Here is a 17,677-nt window from a genome sequence, read left to right on the forward strand (position 1 = left end):
TCGGATGTGGGCAGGGAACGGTCGCGGGATTAGCGGTCTTGATGTTCGAGGATGCTTTGGATTTTCTGGTCTGTCTGGTATTGGCTCAAGGCGTATACCGCCCAGAGGGCGGCAGGTACCCATCCGATCAGGGTGATTTGCAGTATCAGGCAGCACACCCCAGCGAACGGACGCCCAATGGTGAAAAACAGCAGCCACGGTAACAGTAGAGCAATGAGTAAGCGCATCTATTGGGTCCTTGAAGAGAGGATGGCAGGGTGGTCACATGTCGTGTTTCTTCATGTTCAGGCCGCGTGCTTTGTAGTGTTTCCAGCGTTCACGCAAGGGGTCGCGCGCGGCGGGATCCGCGGGGACCACCTCCAACACGCGCTCGCAGGCGCCATCCCAGGCGGTGTCACGCAGGTTGATCACCAGCGGACGCGAGGGTGTGTCGCTGTCCGGGGCAGCAATCAAGACCGGGGTGATGTCGTCGTCCTCGTCGCTGCCAGCGATCTGGTGAGGGATGTAGGCGTCCGGGTCGAACGCCCACAGCAGGTCATCCAGTTCTTCGGCCTGGGCTTGGTCGCGGGCCAGGATCAGCGTTGGCTGCTGGGTGTCGTAGGCTTTGCGTACTAATTCGCAGACCAAATGCAGCGGTTGGTGAAGAAAGCGCGGTTTGGCAATCAAATAGAAGTCGGCGCGCGCCATTACTGGAGTGTCTCAAGCTTGGCGCGCAGCGGTGCGGCTGCTTTCTGGGGATCCAACTTAATCTTCAGTCTTCGCCGTAATTCAATGAGAACTGCAAAGGAAAAGCCGAAAAATACACTCGAAGTGAAATACAGCAGCGCATTAAAGACTTTCATCCATGGATTCAGAAATGAAACATCAGTCATTCCTTGGCTTATCAGCGTAATGCTCGAGAGTAAGAACGCAACGCTGCATACTAAGCACGTTAAGCATTCAACGACGTCTTTTGTGAAGCGCAATGCATCGAAGGGTTCGGAAGCGAATCTCTCGATCTCATCCAGTTCTTTCTGGATGGCCTGTTTCTGCTTGCCTTTTATGATGCTTAACCAAGGCCGAATGCGCCTCATGAAAGTAGGCCAGAGGCTCACGATGAGAGCGGCTATTCCATAGATATGCATCCACACGTGATCGCTTAGCATCGGTCCAGCAGCCACTGTGTGAGCAGGCCGACGGGGCGCCCGGTGGCCATGCCGCGTTTGCCTTCGTTGCTGGCTGAGCCGGCGATATCCAGGTGGGCCCAGCGCTGGCCTTCTGTGAAGCGCGACAGGAAGCAGCCGGCGGTAATGGCGCCTCCCCAGCGTCCGCCGATGTTGTAGACGTCGGCAAAGGTCGAGTCCAGCAAGGGCTGGTATTCGTCCCAGAGGGGCAGACGCCAGGCGCGGTCGTGGACGTGTTCGCCGGCGGTGAGCAGCTCGTTGGCTAGATCGTCATGTTGGCTCATCAGGCCGGTGGCGGCACGCCCGAGGGCGATCATGCAGGCGCCGGTCAGGGTGGCGACGTCGATCAATGCGGCTGGTTTGAAGCGTTCGGCGTAGGTCAGTGCATCGCAGAGGATCAGGCGGCCTTCGGCGTCGGTGTTGCCGACTTCGATGGTTTTACCGGACATGCTGGTGATCACGTCCGATGGGCGGTAAGCGTTGCCATCAATGGCGTTCTCCACCGCCGGCACGATCACGACCAGATTGAGTGGTAGCCGTGCTTTGACCGCTGCGACGAAGGTGCCGATGACCGTGGCGCCGCCGCACATGTCGTATTTCATTTCTTCGATGCCGCCCTGGGTCTTCAAATTGACGCCGCCGGTGTCGAAGGTGATGCCTTTACCGACCAGGACATAGGGACGGGTGTCACCGCCACCGTTCCACTTCAGCACAATCAGGTGGGGGCGGTTGGCGGAGCCGCGCGCCACGGCAAGCAGCGAACCCATACCCAATGCTTCCATTCGGGACTCGTCCAAGATCTCGCATGCGGTGCCGGGATGCGCGGCTGCAAAGCGGGCGGCCGTCTCGGCCAGATAGGCAGGGGTGCAGACGTTCGGCGGCAGGTTGCCCAGGGCACGGGCGTACTCCACCCCTTCAGCGGTGGCTTGGCCCAGTGCCAGTGCGGTGCTGTCTCGGCCGTGGATCGCCAGGGTGATCAGCCCAGATTCCTCTGCTTTTTTGCGGCTGGTCCCCAGAGTGGCGGTGTAGCGATAGGCGGTGTGGTCGGCAGCGATCACCGCTTGGCGTATGTTCCAAGCGGCGTCGCGGTCTTTCACCGGGATGTCGGACAGGGTCAGCAGCGCGTGTGTCGCCGGGGTGCCTTTCAGTGTGTGGACGGCGTCGCCAATGGCCTTGATGTATTGTCCGGGGCCGAATTTATCCGGTTCACCCAAGCCCACCACCAGGACACGCGGTGCGGTGACGCCGTTCAGGTCGTGGAGTAATACAGAGGTGCCAGGCTTGCCGGTGAGGTCGCCGCGCGCCGTCAACGCCGTGATGCGGCCGCCACTGGCGGTGTCCAGAATGCTGGCGGCGGGTGAGAGTGTCTTGTCAGTGAAGAGGCCGACCACCACGCAATCGGTGGTGACAGTGGCGGGTGTGTTTTGGTTGAGGTGAAATTGGAGGGCCATTGGTTCAGATTCCTGTTGCGAGTCCTTTACAATCGCGAAGCTTGCCGCCGCTGGAGCTATCTTGGCGGGTGCCGCGAACGAACGTGTAAGTCTAAAGCAACCTCATACCATGTCGAAGCTCGACCGCTATCTGCTAAGCGATTTTACCCAGAGTTTCCTGGCCACTCTGATTGTGCTGACTGTGGTTGGCGTGGGGGGGGTGTTGGTCGATATCCTGGGCAGCATTACGAATGGCCGGTTTCCGGCCACATTGCTGTTGTCCCAGCTCGGCTTGCAGTTCATTACCTATCTTCCATTGCTGCTGCCGCTGGCGCTGATGTTGGGATTGCTGTTGGCGTTGGGTCGGCTGTACCGGGATTCGGAGATGGCGGTCATCACCGCCATCGGTGTTGGCCCTGGGCGGATGCTGCCCCCGATCCTGGCGCTGGTGCTGCCTGTGGTCGCGGTGATCGGTGCTTGTTCGCTGTGGCTGACCCCCTGGGCCAACCGCACCGCCAACACCCTGCTGGAACAGGCCAACCGCAGCATTATCATGGCTGGTCTCGAAGCGGGCACGTTTACCCCAATGCCCGATGGTGGTGTGGTTTACCTGTCCTCGCTTTCGTCTGATGGGACCAAGCTCAACGCCGTGTTCATGCAAAGCCAGAAGGATGGCCGGATAGCGGTTGTCACCGCCACGCGTGGTGCGATGTATGTGCAGGGGGCTAGGGGACGTTATTTGCGCCTAGAGGATGGTCACCGTGTCGAAGGCCCTGCGGATGGTGCTGGGCTGGATTACCGTCTGTTGACGTTTGCACGCAATGATTCGTTGTTGCCCGAGCGTTCCATGGTGCGTGATAGCAATCATCCAGACATCCTATCCACACTCGATTTGATCGGCGATCCGCGTCGTGAGGCTCAGGCTCAACTGCATTGGCGGCTCGCGTCTCCACTGTTGGCATTGGCCTTTGCGTTGCTGACATTGCCGTTGTCGCGCAGCGCGCCACGCCAGCAACGGTATGGGGCTGTCATGCTGTGTTTCCTGATCTACATGGTGGGCACCAATTTGATGATTGTCGGTACTCAGTGGATCGCTAACGGCAAGATGTCCCCGGTGTGGGGCTTGTGGTGGCTGACGCTGCCGCTGCTGCTGGTGGCAGTGTGGTGCTATGCCCGTGATGGCCGCATGCTGTGGCGGCGGAGCAGCCGATGAAAATGTTTCCATGTCTGCATGATCGCTACGTCGCGCGCGCTGTCGTTGGCACGGTACTGTTGGCCTGGGCGGTGCTGTTAGGTCTGGATGTGGTGAATGCTTTTGCCAGTGAAGTACGCGACATCGGCAAGGGCAGCTACAGCTTTGGTCATGCGATTGCCTATATGGCTTACACGGTGCCGCGCCGTGCCTATACGTTATTCCCAACGGCAGCGGTGATTGGCACGCTGATGGGATTGGGCCAGTTGGCGGCGACCTCCGAGTTGACCGCGCTGCGTGCGCTGGGTATCTCACGCAAGCGACTGAGTGTATCGGTGGCGGTGATCATTGGGGTGGGGACGGGACTGATGGTGTTCAGTGGCGAGACCCTTGGTCCTTGGGGCCAAACGCAAGCGGACATCCTAAAAGCCAGCGCCAAGTACCAGAGCAATATGAGCGGAGCACGCTATTCCGGTCTTTGGGCGCGCGAGGGTGAGGTGTTTCTCAATGCGCGCAGTGGCGAGGAGAAACAATTGGACAGTGGCGGCATCATGCTGATATTGCATCACGTACGCTTGTTTCAGTTGGCTGCGGACGGACGGTTGCAAAGCATCACCATCGCCGATCGGCTCGAACACCACGCCGCCGATACCTGGATGCTGAAGCAGGTGCAGCGGGATACGTTCGGTGAACTTGCGGTGCAACGCGAGACGTTCGACAGTGTGCCTTGGCGATCACGGCTTAACCCGGCGGCGCTTGCGGCGGGCTTGACGAAGCCGCGTAATCTGTCTGCGCACGAACTGGTGCAAAGCATCGAGTACCGGCGCCGTAATCATCTGGATGCGCGTGATTTCGAAGGCCAATATTGGAGTCGCTGGTTTTATCCAGTCAATGTGCTGGCGCTGTGTTTGGCAGCGATCCCGTTTTCGTTCGGCCTGCTACGGAGTGGTGGCATGGGCAAGCGGATGTTTTTAGGCATTTTGTTTGCGCTGAGTTTTTGGATGTTGCAGATGTTTTTCGAGCGCGTTGCTGGCGCGCTCAAGCTCGATTACCAAATCGTTTATTTATTGCCACCGCTGGTGATGCTGGGGATGTCGTATTGGTTGTTTCGGCGGCACAGGCATTGAGCCGCATTGAGCCGTTGTGTGGATCAGTGGCATGGCTATCGTTCCAGGCAGGTTCCACTGGCACGGTCGTGCCAACTGTGGCCATCACGATCTAGCCGCGCCAAGCAGAATCCAAATCCAATGGCAGCGAGCGCTACCCTGGCGACAGCGTAGCGTCGCCACAGCATGCTCCAACTGGGCGGTGTGTGCTCAGCCGTCGTGATCACACGAGCTGCCACGGACGTATGCTCAGCGTTTGTCCACTGTGGCGCCAACTGACGGCCGCATCAAGGCCGGTCACGTGCCAGCAACACAGCCGCAGGAGCCATTGCCAGCGACTGCATGGAGCCATGTGTTCACGCACCCGATGACCGGATAGGGTGTTAGCAGGCGCCAGCCGATGCGTGATGCGGAACAGCAGGGAGGAGGTTGGAGTGGCATCCGCATGGACATGGGCGGATTCGCGGCAGGAGGTGCCTGTATGGTAGAGCACCAAGTGCGTATAGATGAGAACGTAAAGCGCATCGCGGGTAGCAGCGCGAACACGGAAAGTTCTTTATGTACTTTAATTGTGGTTGATTCGTTAATGCTGTTGGTTTTGAAGTAGGGAATAAGGAGAATCCATGCCAAGCATTTTAATATTCCCCGTTCCCCGTGTGGATGGCATTGCAATTTATCTGTTGATGGTGCGGTGCATGTTTTGTGCGATTAAGGGCGGCTAACAAATATTTTTGTGATGTATCTGAGTATCTAATCAGTTCTGCAAACATCGCTAATTCGTGTTGGTTGATTGCAGTGATGCAGAGGGTCAGAGCAAGTGCGTTGCAGTGAGTGATCCTGTGAGGTTTGCTGCGATATTTCCCCTTGTCGTTTCGATCGGATATGCCCACCTGCGGAGGGGGAAGCGCCGCTGACCGCATTCGGATGAATCTCATGGGTTGGCCTGGAGCCTTCATGAGAAGTGCCAATATCCAGGTGATATCGCATTGCGTCTGTGTGCGATGTAAAACGTTACCGTTAGCATGGTGTGCGGTTTTTTCGTCTTGGTGCTGCGCCATCTCTTTATCATGGGATACGGGTGTGCAGCACATATACAACAAAGGTTAACACGAGGGCATCTTTATCTAAGAAAACGCTTGCCCATAAAAGATGTCCATATCGAAAGTAGGCTGCGAATGGGTTTGAGCGACGTACGGCGCATCTCTTGAGTGGTTGCAGAATCGCTCCATCGTGCTCAGTGCAGTGTGCTGGACAAGAGGTTTTTTGTTGGTCGATTTAAGACCATACGGAGGTCAGGATGGGACATCGTTACAATGCATGGTTTGCATTCTGTGACTGTTCTTATGTGCGGTATTGTCGGTGCCATTGCTGATCGCGATGTGGTTCCTGTCTTGATTGAGGGCCTCAAGCGACTCGAATATCGAGGTTATGATTCTTCTGGTATCGCGGTGCTTGAGGGTGCGTCAATCCGGCGCGTGCGCCGTACCGGGCGGGTGGCCGAGATGGCCGCCGTAGCGCAGCAGGAGAAAGTTGTAGCATCGCTCGGCATTGGCCACACCCGCTGGGCAACGCATGGAGGTGTCACCGAGGCCAATGCTCATCCACACGTGAGTCACGGTGTTGTGCTGGTGCATAACGGGATCATTGAGAATCACGAGGCGCAGCGCGAGCGTCTGCGCGCCTTAGGTTATGTCTTTGAGTCGCAGACTGATACGGAAGTCATTGCACACCTGATTCATTACCAGATGCAGCAAGGCGATGACCTGCTGAGCGCGTTGCAGTGTGCGGTGCAGGCGCTGACGGGGACCTATGCGTTGGCGGTGATGAGTCAGGCTGAACCAGAGCGTTTGGTCTGCGCCCGTATGGGTTGCCCGTTGCTGATTGGTATAGGGGATGGCGAGCACTTGGTTGCTTCTGACATCTCGGCGGTCATCCAAGCAACACGTCAGGTGATTTTTTTGGAAGATGGCGATACGGCGGACATTCGCCGCAATGGAGTATGTATTTTTAATGCTGAGCAGTGCGCGGTGGAACGTCCCTTGCATCTGTCGAATGTGTCGTTAGCCTCGTTGGAATTGGGTGCGTTCCGTCATTTCATGCAGAAGGAGATCCATGAGCAACCTCGCGCACTCGCTGATACGATGCAGGCGGCGATGGATGTGGCCGGATTCCCACCCACGTTGTTTGGTGCGCAGGCTGAGTCGGTGTTACGTGGCATCACGGGCATCCAGATTTTGGCCTGTGGTACCAGTTACTACGCTGGTTTGACCGCACGCTATTGGATCGAGGCCATTGCTGGATTGCCATGCCATGTTGAGATTGCCAGCGAGTACCGTTACCGCACTGCTTACGTCAATCCACAGCACTTGGTGGTCACCATCTCCCAGTCTGGCGAGACGCTCGACACACTGGAGGCGTTGAAGTACGCCATAGCATTGGGCCACCGCCACACATTGTCGATTTGTAATGTTCCTGATAGTGCGATTCCGCGGATCAGTCAGTTGACCTGCTATACCCGTGCTGGCCCGGAGATCGGTGTCGCTTCGACCAAGGCATTCACCACTCAGTTAGTGGTGTTGTTCCAATTGGCTGTGGCATTGGGGGTGCTGCGGGGGGCTGTCGACGCGGATCACGAGGCGGCTTATGTGGAGCAATTGCGCCAATTGCCTTGCAGCGTACAGCATGCACTCACTCTGGAACCGCAGATCGCAGTTTGGGCGGAGTGCTTTGCGTCGCGCCAGCATGCGTTGTTTCTTGGTCGCGGTTTGCATTACCCGATTGCGTTGGAAGGTGCGCTCAAACTCAAGGAAATCTCTTATATCCATGCTGAGGCGTATCCGGCTGGCGAGCTGAAACATGGTCCGCTTGCGTTAGTGGATGCGGATATGCCGGTGGTGGTGATTGCACCTAACGACAGTCTGCTGGAAAAGGTGAAATCAAATATGCAGGAAGTGCGTGCGCGTGGTGGCCAGTTGTTTGTGTTTGCTGATCAGGACAGTCACTTTAGTGAATCGGAAGGGCTGCACGTGATCCGTACGCTGCGCCACACGGGTGTGTTGTCACCGTTGGTGCACACGATTCCTGTCCAGCTCTTGGCTTACCATACGGCTCTGGTGCGTGGTACCGACGTGGATAAACCGCGCAATCTGGCGAAGAGTGTGACGGTGGAGTAATTCCGTTCGCGGTTAATCATGGATTTTTATATGTTTTTAAGTACATATAACAATGAAATTCTTGGTGATCCGGTCGTATTCAGACTATCAAAGGTCCCTCTTTGACTGCGCCATTCTTAGCGACGCTGGTTTGAGTAAAGAACCCGAACGGGTTTTAAGTGGAGTGCACATGCTCAGGTCTGAATCAGTGTGATCAGCTGAGTGTCTTCATTACATCGGCCACATCGGGGTTGTAGTGAGGATCTGTCGGATCAGATATCCCGTTGATCACACCAAGCCGATCCTGTTCAAGTCGGTTCTGGCTCATCTTGAATTGACCTTCGATCCAGCGGATCGGGATCTCAATACCGACAATGGCTTTGATCTGAGTTTCGATGAAGTCAGCAGGAGCATCGTCAACCTTCCATGGGGCAGGGTTTGTACGCTCTTTTTCGTGAAAGTCAGTGAGATCTGAAATTTGTTTTCTAAGCCAGACAGCATCGTGAATTACTTTAGGCGTTCCGCGACACTGAACTATCGAATAATTCCAAGTTGGAACGACTTTATGGTGCTCAGTTTTGCTTGGATACCAATGCGGAGTCACGTAGCCGTGTGAACCTTGAAAGACGATCAAGCATTCAGGGCCAGATGCAAGTGCTTTCCAATGGGGATTAGCCTTGCTTAAGTGAGCACGAAAGACACCATGATCAGCTTCATCGGGATACAGAAGCAATGGAATGCTAGACGCTAGAAGTCCCTCACTTGTGTTTGTTATCAACACACCTAACGGATGTGCTTGAACAAAATTCACCAGTGTTTCATGGTCTGTATTACGGAAAGTACTTGGGTTGTACATATTCTTGAACGCTTAAATAGGGATCAGGACAACATCCAGTACATGGCTATGCAGATGGTTCCGAAACAGCCACCAATCCAAGGAAACGCAAGGGGTTTGATCGTTCAGAGCATCGTTGAGTTGAGGGAATGGTGAGTGAGATAGAGCAATGACAAGGAGTACGACCACTCCTACGAAGTAACCGAAGCAGCCAGCCCACCCAAGAAGAGCCGATATGTACTCTCAAGTGAATGTTGAGCACGTGTTGTAAAGCCATGCTGACTCCAGAGAATGACACCTTAAGTGTGATGAACGTAGGGAAGCGCTCTTGGACATTTTGGTTTTGTCTAGCGTCGCGTTGCTGGATGATCCGTTTGGTAAGGTCGGTGTAGCGATTTATCATCATGCTTTCCAACGGATTGATATGTGTCCTGCATCGGTCAGGGTATCAGCACATTTTTTGCATTGTTGTGCAGTCAAGTTCTTCCAAGGGATATAAAAAAGCAGCGCCGCACCCGTGGCTCTAAAGTGGTGTTGAGTGTTGAGCGGGACCGTAACATCCGCACCGATATAGACGGAGATATACCGGTTATTCACAGCGCTGTAGTTTACGAGGAACACGGCATGCTGCTCGCTGTACCCAGTACGCAAAACACCGCTGTCGTGCACTCTCAGATGCCGTGCCAATGAAACACTGCGATCGGCATTGAAGCGTTGCCCGGTTTCCAGGGCATGATCCCGATCTTGCATACGACTGCGCCCAGTGTCTGCCTTGTGTCTTTGTCAGCAGCGGACGCTGCACAACAAGACTGTACGGATTGCAAGCCACGGCTGGACGTACATGCCACTCACCTTCCCTGAATGGAGCCGCCCATGGTGCATCAAGTTTTGCACTCAGGTTGCGGTTGTTTTTGAGACGCTGTCCGGCAGTGAGTGGGGTAGTTAACTGTGCAGCGAGACACCCGCAGACAGTGTTTCAGTCAACGCATCACCGCGTCTGAAACCGGCAGCCTTATCCCGATGGCTGCCTGTGGAGGTGAGCCAAGTACGTATAAAACGCAAGAGTGGGTTGCATGATTGAAAACAGGGTATGAAGCGTGGCGAGGCGCAGATGCGTTGCTGTGGTTCTGTTGTTAGAAGGTGCAGCATTGGTTGGTCTGCCGATGGTAGCGACAGTGGGCTGCACCGTGATCCATCTTGGGATCACTCGCCTAATGCCTGTGCCATAAAGGGCGGAGCCACAAGTACACCGTGATGCAGATGTGCGTTGTAGTACAGGGTGTCGAAGCGTTTGGTTTGGGCGTCGCTGTGGCGGAACGCGAAGTTCGCATTGGGTTGTTTACTGCACATCGTGACGCTCCACCAGCCCGTGGGATAGCAAGGCTGCGGGAACGGTAGGGTCTGGAACGCTTTGAAGCCGGCTTGGCTCATTTCATGGCGCATTTCTTTGATCAGGTCCAGTTGTGCCAATGGTGATTCCGATTGCTGTACGAGTAATCCGTCGTTTTTCAGTGCGCGGAAACAGCTTTCGTAGAACGTTTTGTTGAACAAACCTTTGGCTGGGCCGACGGGGTCGGTGGAGTCGACGATGATCACATCCACCGTGTTGCTTGGGCAATGGGCCATATAGGTCACACCATCGCCGAACCGCAGCTCGGCGCGTGGGTCACCGTTGGAGGCGCATAGTTCAGGAAAATGTTTCTCGGCCATGCGGGTGACTTGTTCGTCGATATCGCATTGGGTGGCCTGTTCTATGTTTGAGTGTTTGAGAACTTCGCGCAGGGTGCCGCAGTCGCCGCCGCCGATGATCACCACGCGCTTGGGGGCTGTGTGAGTGAACAGCGCCGGATGGCTGATCATTTCGTGATAGAAGAAATTGTCTCTGCTGGTGAGCATCAGCGCGCCGTCGATCACCATCAGCTTGCCCCAGTCAGTGCTGGCGTAGATCTCGATTTTCTGGAATGGCGATTGCACTTCATCCAGTTTGCCAGTGATGCGGAAGCCGATCGCTGAGCCAGTTGCTTGGAAATGTTCGATGAACCAGGTGTCGTTGGTGGTCATGTGGACAATCTTTGGCTGGTAGGGGCCTTCCCCGCTATGGAGCAAGGGACTGTGGGAAGGCGTCAAAGTGGCAATGATCTGTTTGAGATTCAGACACGGGGTGATGTGATCTGCATCTTTGCGGTCGAGAGCGTCGCGTGACGCGCATTCTAACGGTCGTTGGTATCCAAGGCTTGTAGAATGCGTGGTCTTAATCGCTTTATTTAAGATCTTTATCCATGACGTGGTCTCCTGATCTCGCCCACAAGACGTATTCGATCCGACATTGGGCTGATGGGTATTTCGAAGTGAACGAGGCTGGACACATGGTCGTCAGGCCGATCGGTGGCGATGGTGTGCAGATCTCGCTCCCGGAGGTGGTGGATGCTGCACGCGCCGCTGGTGCCAAATTGCCACTGTTGGTCCGTTTCCCAGACATTCTCGGGCATCGTCTGGGTAAATTGCAGGCGGCGTTCGCTCAGGCTCAGAGCGAGTGGGAGTACACGGGTGGTTACACTGCTGTTTACCCAATCAAGGTTAACCAGCATCGCGGTGTGGCTGGCGTTCTGGCGAGTCACCAGGGGGATGGCTTCGGCTTGGAAGCCGGTAGCAAACCGGAACTGATGGCGGTATTGGCGCTGTCGCGTCCGGGTGGGTTGATTATCTGCAACGGCTATAAGGATCGGGAGTACATCCGTCTTGCGCTGCTTGGACGTAAGCTTGGCTTGCAGACCTTCATTGTCATCGAAAAACCTTCCGAGTTGCGGATGGTGCTTGATGAAGCCAAAACGCTCGGCGTATTGCCTGGTTTGGGTGTCCGGGTGCGTTTGGCGTCGTTGGGTGCCGGTAAATGGCAAAACAGTGGTGGTGATAAGGCAAAGTTCGGTCTGTCGCCGCGCCAGGTGCTGGATGTGTGGAAAGTGTTGCGTGGTACCGAGTACGTCGATTGTTTAAATGTGCTGCACTTTCATATGGGTTCGCAAATCTCTAATGTGCGCGACATTGCCAACGGCATGCGTGAGGCGACCCGTTACTTTGTCGAGCTTTCAAGCCTTGGTGCGAAGATCACCCATGTGGACGTTGGTGGCGGCCTTGGTATCGATTATGAGGGCACACGCTCGCGTAGCGATTGCTCGATCAATTATGGGCTGCATGCCTATGCCAGTAACATCGTGCAGCCACTGGCAAACGCCTGCGAGGATTACAATTTGGTGCCGCCGTGCATCGTCACAGAGTGCGGTCGTGCGATGACGGCGCATCACGCGGTACTCATCGCTAACGTGACCGAGGTCGAAACCGCGCCTGAGGGGCGTGTCCCAGAAGTGTGTGATGACGAGCCGGCAGTGGTTCGCCACATGCGTGAGATCTATGGAGAACTGAATGGGCGTCCGGCAGTAGAGCTGTTTTACGAAGCACAGCACTTCTATGCCGAGGGCTTGGCGGCTTACGTCCTTGGCCAAATGAATCTGGTGCATCGCGCCCGTATTGATGATCTGTTTTACGCGATTGCGCATGGGGTACGTGAGCGTCTCAGTCACGAAGAGAAGAGTCACCGCCCCGTGTTAGATGAGCTTAACGAGCGGTTGGTCGACAAGTATTTCGTCAATTTCAGTGTGTTTGAGTCGATTCCGGATGTGTGGGCGATCGATCAAATCTTCCCCATTGTTCCGATTGAGCGTTTGAACGAGGCACCGACCCGCCGCGGTGTGGTCTGTGATGTGACCTGCGATTCGGACGGTATGGTCAAGAACTATGTGGAAAACGAAAGTCTGGACAGTTCGCTGCCGCTGCATGTGTTGCGTCATGGTGAGGCTTACAGGATCGGTTTTTTCCTTGTCGGTGCTTACCAGGAAATCCTCGGCGATATCCACAACTTGTTTGGGGATACTGATGCGGTTGAAGTTGCCGTCGACGGTAAGGGTTACCGTATTGTCCAGCAGCGTTGCGGTGATACCACCGACGCAATGTTGGACTATGTTGGCTATGGGCTCGATGATGTGCGCAGGGTTTATGCGCAGCGTATTGCCGCCGCGGGGATATCTGCTGCGGAATCTGCGGTGTTGAGCGACATGTTGGAGGCCGGTCTGACGGGTTATCCCTATTTATCGGATGCGCCGCTGGATTGAGTTGGATGGTTGTGGGGTGGGGTTGATCGGTGGGTGTGTGGCAGTAACAGTCTCTATGGGCGTCACGACATCAGTGTGTGCTGTGCAGTCTTGACCGCATGTGCAGTGAGTGTTGATCGCTTATGTGGGGTTGTGACACCGCTTTCTACTGCGGGTGCTGTATTGCCTTAGTGAAATGTTGTGCTTATGTGCTTTGATGGCATACGTGTAGTGAGCCAGACATGTCTAAGATAGTTTCCCAATCCTGGGTGTCGGGAAGACGCCTCCGCCAAATTTGTGTTGCTCCGCAAGTGATGGACATAGGCATCTCGATATGGTTTTCAAAGGCGCATGATTGATTCGGAGCGTCCTGTTTGGATGGTTGTGCGTTTGCCGTCTACCGCTTACCGATGATGTGGTATTGGGTGTGAGTCTGGCGCTTGATGTGGCTGAGCTTTCATTTGGGTTGCCGTGCGACTTGGAAGCCAGCGAATGACTGGTTAACGGACATGATCTCTAGCCGGTTGATGTTCAGATGGGGTGGTAGCGTGGCGATGTAGAAGATTTGCTCGGCAATGTCTTCGGCTGTTATCGGGTTAGCACCGCGGTACAGTGCGTCGGAAGCGGCTTGGTTGCCGCCGGTACGGACTAGGGTGAACTCGGTCTCGGCCATCCCCGGTTCGATGCTGGTCACACGTACGCCGGTGCCATGGAGATCCGAGCGCAGGCCCAGCGAGAATTGTTTTACAAATGCTTTGCTGCCGCCATAAACATTGCCACCAGTGTAGGGATAGGTCGAGGCGACCGAGCTGATGTTGATGATCGTTCCTTTACGTGCGATCAGTGTCGGTAGCAAGTGGTGGGTCAATGTCACCAACGAGGTGATGTTGGTGTCGATCATCTCCCGCCACTGTGTCAGATCAGCGTGTTGTGCTGGCGCGGTACCCAGTGCCAAGCCAGCGTTGTTGACCAGGACGTCGATGTCGGCAAAGTCTGCGGGTAGCGATTGAATCGCGGTGAGCAGCTTGTCGCTATGACGCATATCGAAGGCGGTGGTGTGTATTTGTCCTGCAGGCCACTGGGCGGCCAGCGCTTCCAGGCGCTCGATGCGGCGTCCTGTGGCGATGACACGCCAACCAGCGTTGGCGAAGCGATGTACCGCGGCTCTGCCGAAGCCGGATGTGGCTCCAGTGATCAATATCGTTTTAGTCATGGTGACTCCGTTGTGGCTGGGAAGGCGGACTTGGACACTGCCAAAAACGCAAAGGCTGGCCGCATGCGACTACGGTTTTGGGGCATTTACTGTTGTTAATGGGCCTTGATCGTGATGGCTTGCAAGCCGTTACCATCGATCTTTCCCCTGGCTTCAGCCAATTCATGGGCGGTGTCATATGGCCCCATACGAACACGGTAAACTTGTTTGCCTCCGATGTTGGCGGATTCGATGCGCGCTGTCAGGCCGAGCATGGCAAGCCGGGCCTTCGTCGACTCGGCTTCACTGGAGGTGCCGAATGAGCCAGCTTGCAACATGTAGCGGGTGGTGTTCGCCATCGCTGCGGGTGGTGTGTTTGCAGGGGGTGCTTGTGTCGGCGTGACGGTGATGGGCACCGGCGTTGGACGGGGAGAGAGTGGTTCCGGTAACGGTTTGGGATCGTTTGTTGTCGTTGGTGCTGGTGTGCCGCTGGCCACTGTGGTTCGGGCATCCGGCTTTGGAGAGATCGTTTTGTCTTCGGGTACCACGCGTGTGGTACTCACGGTGTTTGTCTTCGTTGTCGGATCAGCATTGGATCTGGGTACTTCTTTGCCAGGTAGCAGGGTGTAGAAGTCGTATTGCGGCTGTTCTGTGGTTGGTTTGTCCGGTGCCTTCACAGTTGGTTTGGATGACTGCCCAATGGCGGTGTCTGGGTCGATCACGGGTGCCGGTTGCGCGTTTGGGTTTGGGTGCGGACCGATATGTAAAAGGCTACCGTCGTTTTTCTTTAATAAGCTTGGTGCTGCCAGAAATACAACGGCTGTGATTGCCGCACCGGCAATCAGCCATACCCACCCTGGAGGGCTGTTATCCGTGTTGCGTCGTGCTTGACTCTTAGCGCGCCGTGTTGCCATCGACTTCTCCAATTACTTGCGCATGGCGGTGTGCTTGATTCACATCTTTTCCGGGGTGCTGACGCCGAGTAGGTTCAGGCCATTGGCGAGTACTTGCCGGGTTGCGCAGGCCAGCGTTAGCTTTGCGTTGCGTTCTGCCGCGTCTTCTACCAGTACCGGTATGTTGTGATACCACGTGTGGAATGCATGTGCTAATTCACGCAGATACTGTGCGATCAGGTGAGGTTCCAGCAGCTCGCCTGCGATTTCCACTATTTCAGGATAGCGTGATATCTCGGTCATCAGCCACAGCGAAGTGTTGTCTGAGAGCTGATTGAGCGAATCGATGCCGCTGGTCTGGTCGTAATTTAAGTGCTTCTCATGGGCTTGGTACAGCAAACTGCAGACGCGGGCGTGTGCGTACTGTACGTAGAACACAGGGTTGTCGTTGCTCCTTTGGCGGGCTAGGTCGATGTCGAAGGTCAGTTGTGAATCAGGCTTGCGTGCGATCAGAAACCAGCGTGTTGCATCGGTGCTGGTCTCCTCAATCAAGTCGCGTAGAGTGACGTAGCTGCCTGAACGTTTGGATAGCTTCACTTCCTCACCACCGCGCATCACGGTGACCATTTGGTGCAGTACGTATTCCGGCCAGCCAGGCGGTATACCTATTTCCAATGCTTGTAGTCCAGCATGCACGCGTGCCAGTGAGCCGTGATGGTCGGCTCCCAGCTCGGTGATCGCGCGTTCGTAGCCACGTTGCCATTTGCTTAAATGGTACGCCACGTCTGGTACGAAATAGGTGTAGCTGCCGTCGGATTTGCGCATGACACGATCTTTATCGTCACCGAAATCGGTCGACTTCAACCACAACGCGCCGCCGTCTTCATAGGTGTGGCCGGAGTCGATCAGTTTCTGCACTGTTTCTTCGACCTTGCCATCTTTGTAAAGCGAGCTTTCCAGAAAGTAGAGATCGAAATCGACCTTAAATGCGGCTAGGTCTTGATTTTGTTCGTTACGCAGGTAGTTGACGGCGAAGTGGTGGATGGCTGCTGTGTCGTCCACATTCTTGGTGCCGGTGATGACGGTACCTGCCATATTGACGCTGTCGCCGACCAAATAGGCTTTGGCGATATCGGCGATGTACTCGCCGTTATAGGCGTCTGTTGGCCACTGCGTGTCTCCAGGCTTAAGGCCGCGTGCGCGTGCTTGCACCGAGCGGACGAGGTTCTCTATTTGTACGCCGGCGTCGTTGTAATAGAACTCGCGTTTGACGTTCCAGCCATTCGCTTCTAGTAAACGTGCAAGGCAGTCGCCGATGGCCGCTGCGCGGCCATGACCGACATGCAAAGGACCTGTCGGATTGGCTGAGACGTACTCCACTCCGACGGTACGACCCTTGCCGGACAAATTCCGGCCGTAGTCGCTGCCCTGTTTAAGCACGTTGATCGTTTCGCGCTGGTAGGCGACTGGATGCAGATGGAAGTTGATGAAGCCTGGGCCGGCGATTTCTACCCGCGCAATCTCAGCTCTGGTTGGTAGTGCTGCGACCAGAGCCTGTGCCAGCAGGAGCGGATTGCTGCGAGTAGCTTTGCTTAGCAGCATTGCTGCGTTGGTTGCAAAGTCGCCATGCTTGCGCGTCTTTGGACGTTCGATCACGAAATCTGGTGGCAGAGTATGGCTGGGCAGAGTGCCGTTGCTACGCAATGCTTCGATGCCTTGGCAGATCAGGGCGCGGAGTTGAGCTTTCACGTGGGGTGTATGTGTGCGGCGATAGACAGCGTAATTTTATCTGACCGTCTGTATGAGAAGCTTGCTGACGTTCAGCTTGTGCTCTGCTTGGCATCTCACCATACCCTGAATGGTCGCCTTCCTGGTTTATAGCCAGCCGTGTTCGGCAAGTGAGACCGGCGCACCGTCGCCAATCACGAAGTGGTCGACGAGGCGCACGTCGACGACGTCTAAGGCGTCTTTCAAGCGCTTAGTGACTATTCGATCGGCGGGTGAGGGCTCCCGGTTACCGGATGGATGATTATGGCCGACGATCACTGCCGCTGCGTTCAGAGTCAATGCACGCCGTACTACTTCGCGTGGGTGGACTTCAGCACCGTCAATGGTGCCGTGGAACAGTTCTTCAAAGCTGATGGCGCGGTGCCTGTTGTCCAGGAACAGGACGGCGAATACTTCATGTTGATGCGCTCGCAGGCGCTGTGCGAAGTAGCGTCCGGCGCTGATCGGATCCTCGATACTTGCGCCGCGTTGCAGCGCGGCGGCCAGGTGGCGAGCACTTAATTCGAGTGCTGCGGTCAGTTTGCAGGCGCGTGCCAGCCCTAATCCTGGCAGGCGCATGAGATCGGCGGGAGGTCGGTCCAGCAGCTCGCGTAGCGGGCCATGCGTGTGCAGCAGGTCGCGTGCGGTTTGCACCGCGTCGCGGCCGCGCAGACCAGAGCCGAGGAAGATCGCGAGCAGTTCGGCATCTGAAAGTGTGGTGGCACCCCGGGCCAACAGCTTTTCACGTGGTCGTTCATGAGTAGGCCAATCGTTGATGTGCATATGTCGAGGATGGCGAGTT

General features: G+C 55.7%; 16 protein-coding genes. 4 read left to right on the top strand and 12 right to left on the bottom strand.

Annotation, left to right across the window (positions count from 1 at the left end; genetic code table 11):
- Window positions 1–29: 29 nt before the first annotated feature.
- The 4 genes from PLS229_RS00575 to PLS229_RS00590 all read right to left on the bottom strand — a co-directional run bounded on the left by PLS229_RS00575 (window position 30) and on the right by PLS229_RS00590 (window position 2,614).
- Window positions 30–227, bottom strand: coding sequence for a YqaE/Pmp3 family membrane protein (locus tag PLS229_RS00575; protein ID WP_038272397.1), 198 nt, complete (start codon window positions 225–227; stop codon window positions 30–32).
- 34 nt (window positions 228–261) lie between these two features.
- On the bottom strand, window positions 262–687 hold the full coding sequence (locus PLS229_RS00580; protein ID WP_038272394.1) for a DNA polymerase III subunit chi: 426 nt from the start codon (window positions 685–687) through the stop codon (window positions 262–264).
- Window positions 687–1,073: a hypothetical protein gene (locus tag PLS229_RS00585; RefSeq protein ID WP_230428143.1), complete on the bottom strand. Its 387-nt coding sequence runs from the start codon at window positions 1,071–1,073 to the stop codon at window positions 687–689. The genes PLS229_RS00580 and PLS229_RS00585 overlap by 1 nt, the downstream gene beginning before the upstream one ends.
- Window positions 1,074–1,138: 65 nt before the next feature.
- Window positions 1,139–2,614, bottom strand: a complete 1,476-nt coding sequence (locus PLS229_RS00590) for a leucyl aminopeptidase (RefSeq protein WP_038272389.1) — start codon at window positions 2,612–2,614, stop codon at window positions 1,139–1,141.
- A 109-nt stretch (window positions 2,615–2,723) separates the two neighbouring features.
- On the opposite strand from PLS229_RS00590, the gene lptF reads away from it, so the two are divergent.
- Both lptF and lptG read left to right on the top strand, forming a co-directional pair.
- Window positions 2,724–3,806 carry an LPS export ABC transporter permease LptF gene (lptF, locus tag PLS229_RS00595; protein WP_038272386.1) on the top strand — a complete coding sequence of 361 codons (1,083 nt, stop codon included), beginning with the start codon at window positions 2,724–2,726 and terminating at the stop codon, window positions 3,804–3,806.
- Window positions 3,803–4,912: an LPS export ABC transporter permease LptG gene (gene lptG / locus PLS229_RS00600; protein WP_038272383.1), complete on the top strand. Its 1,110-nt coding sequence runs from the start codon at window positions 3,803–3,805 to the stop codon at window positions 4,910–4,912. The genes lptF and lptG overlap by 4 nt, the downstream gene beginning before the upstream one ends.
- A 202-nt stretch (window positions 4,913–5,114) precedes the next feature.
- On the opposite strand, the gene PLS229_RS12620 is transcribed toward lptG, so the two are convergent.
- Complete coding sequence (locus PLS229_RS12620; RefSeq protein ID WP_152536655.1) at window positions 5,115–5,384, bottom strand: hypothetical protein; 270 nt, start codon at window positions 5,382–5,384, stop codon at window positions 5,115–5,117.
- A gap of 850 nt (window positions 5,385–6,234) precedes the next feature.
- Here PLS229_RS12620 and glmS point away from each other — a divergent pair.
- Window positions 6,235–8,064 carry a glutamine--fructose-6-phosphate transaminase (isomerizing) gene (gene glmS / locus PLS229_RS00610; RefSeq protein ID WP_038272409.1) on the top strand — a complete coding sequence of 610 codons (1,830 nt, stop codon included), beginning with the start codon at window positions 6,235–6,237 and terminating at the stop codon, window positions 8,062–8,064.
- A 193-nt stretch (window positions 8,065–8,257) separates the two neighbouring features.
- Here glmS and PLS229_RS00615 read toward each other — a convergent pair whose 3' ends face one another.
- The 3 genes from PLS229_RS00615 to speE form a co-directional block, all read right to left on the bottom strand.
- Complete coding sequence (locus PLS229_RS00615) at window positions 8,258–8,854, bottom strand: FMN-binding negative transcriptional regulator (protein WP_230428144.1); 597 nt, start codon at window positions 8,852–8,854, stop codon at window positions 8,258–8,260.
- A gap of 426 nt (window positions 8,855–9,280) precedes the next feature.
- Window positions 9,281–9,628, bottom strand: coding sequence for a hypothetical protein (locus PLS229_RS00620; protein ID WP_038272374.1), 348 nt, complete (start codon window positions 9,626–9,628; stop codon window positions 9,281–9,283).
- A 453-nt stretch (window positions 9,629–10,081) separates the two neighbouring features.
- The gene (speE, locus tag PLS229_RS00625; protein ID WP_038272371.1) at window positions 10,082–10,939 is read right to left on the bottom strand and encodes a polyamine aminopropyltransferase; all 858 of its coding nucleotides are present in this window, start codon (window positions 10,937–10,939) and stop codon (window positions 10,082–10,084) included.
- Between the two features lie 218 nt (window positions 10,940–11,157).
- On the opposite strand from speE, the gene speA reads away from it, so the two are divergent.
- Entirely contained in the window at window positions 11,158–13,044 is a 1,887-nt protein-coding gene (gene speA / locus PLS229_RS00630; RefSeq protein WP_038272368.1) for an arginine decarboxylase, read from the top strand.
- A 436-nt stretch (window positions 13,045–13,480) separates the two neighbouring features.
- Here the strand turns inward: speA and PLS229_RS00635 are convergent, their stop codons facing one another.
- The 4 genes from PLS229_RS00635 to radC form a co-directional block, all read right to left on the bottom strand.
- Entirely contained in the window at window positions 13,481–14,236 is a 756-nt protein-coding gene (locus tag PLS229_RS00635) for an SDR family NAD(P)-dependent oxidoreductase (RefSeq protein WP_038272367.1), read from the bottom strand.
- Between the two features lie 95 nt (window positions 14,237–14,331).
- Window positions 14,332–15,129, bottom strand: coding sequence for an SPOR domain-containing protein (locus PLS229_RS00640; RefSeq protein WP_038272365.1), 798 nt, complete (start codon window positions 15,127–15,129; stop codon window positions 14,332–14,334).
- Between the two features lie 39 nt (window positions 15,130–15,168).
- Window positions 15,169–16,857, bottom strand: a complete 1,689-nt coding sequence (gene argS / locus PLS229_RS00645) for an arginine--tRNA ligase (protein WP_038272360.1) — start codon at window positions 16,855–16,857, stop codon at window positions 15,169–15,171.
- A 126-nt stretch (window positions 16,858–16,983) separates the two neighbouring features.
- Complete coding sequence (radC, locus tag PLS229_RS00650; protein ID WP_038272357.1) at window positions 16,984–17,658, bottom strand: RadC family protein; 675 nt, start codon at window positions 17,656–17,658, stop codon at window positions 16,984–16,986.
- Between the last annotated feature and the right edge of the window lie 19 nt (window positions 17,659–17,677).

Origin of the sequence: Xylella taiwanensis (assembly GCF_013177435.1) — a bacterium.
Lineage (GTDB): Bacteria > Pseudomonadota > Gammaproteobacteria > Xanthomonadales > Xanthomonadaceae > Xylella > Xylella taiwanensis.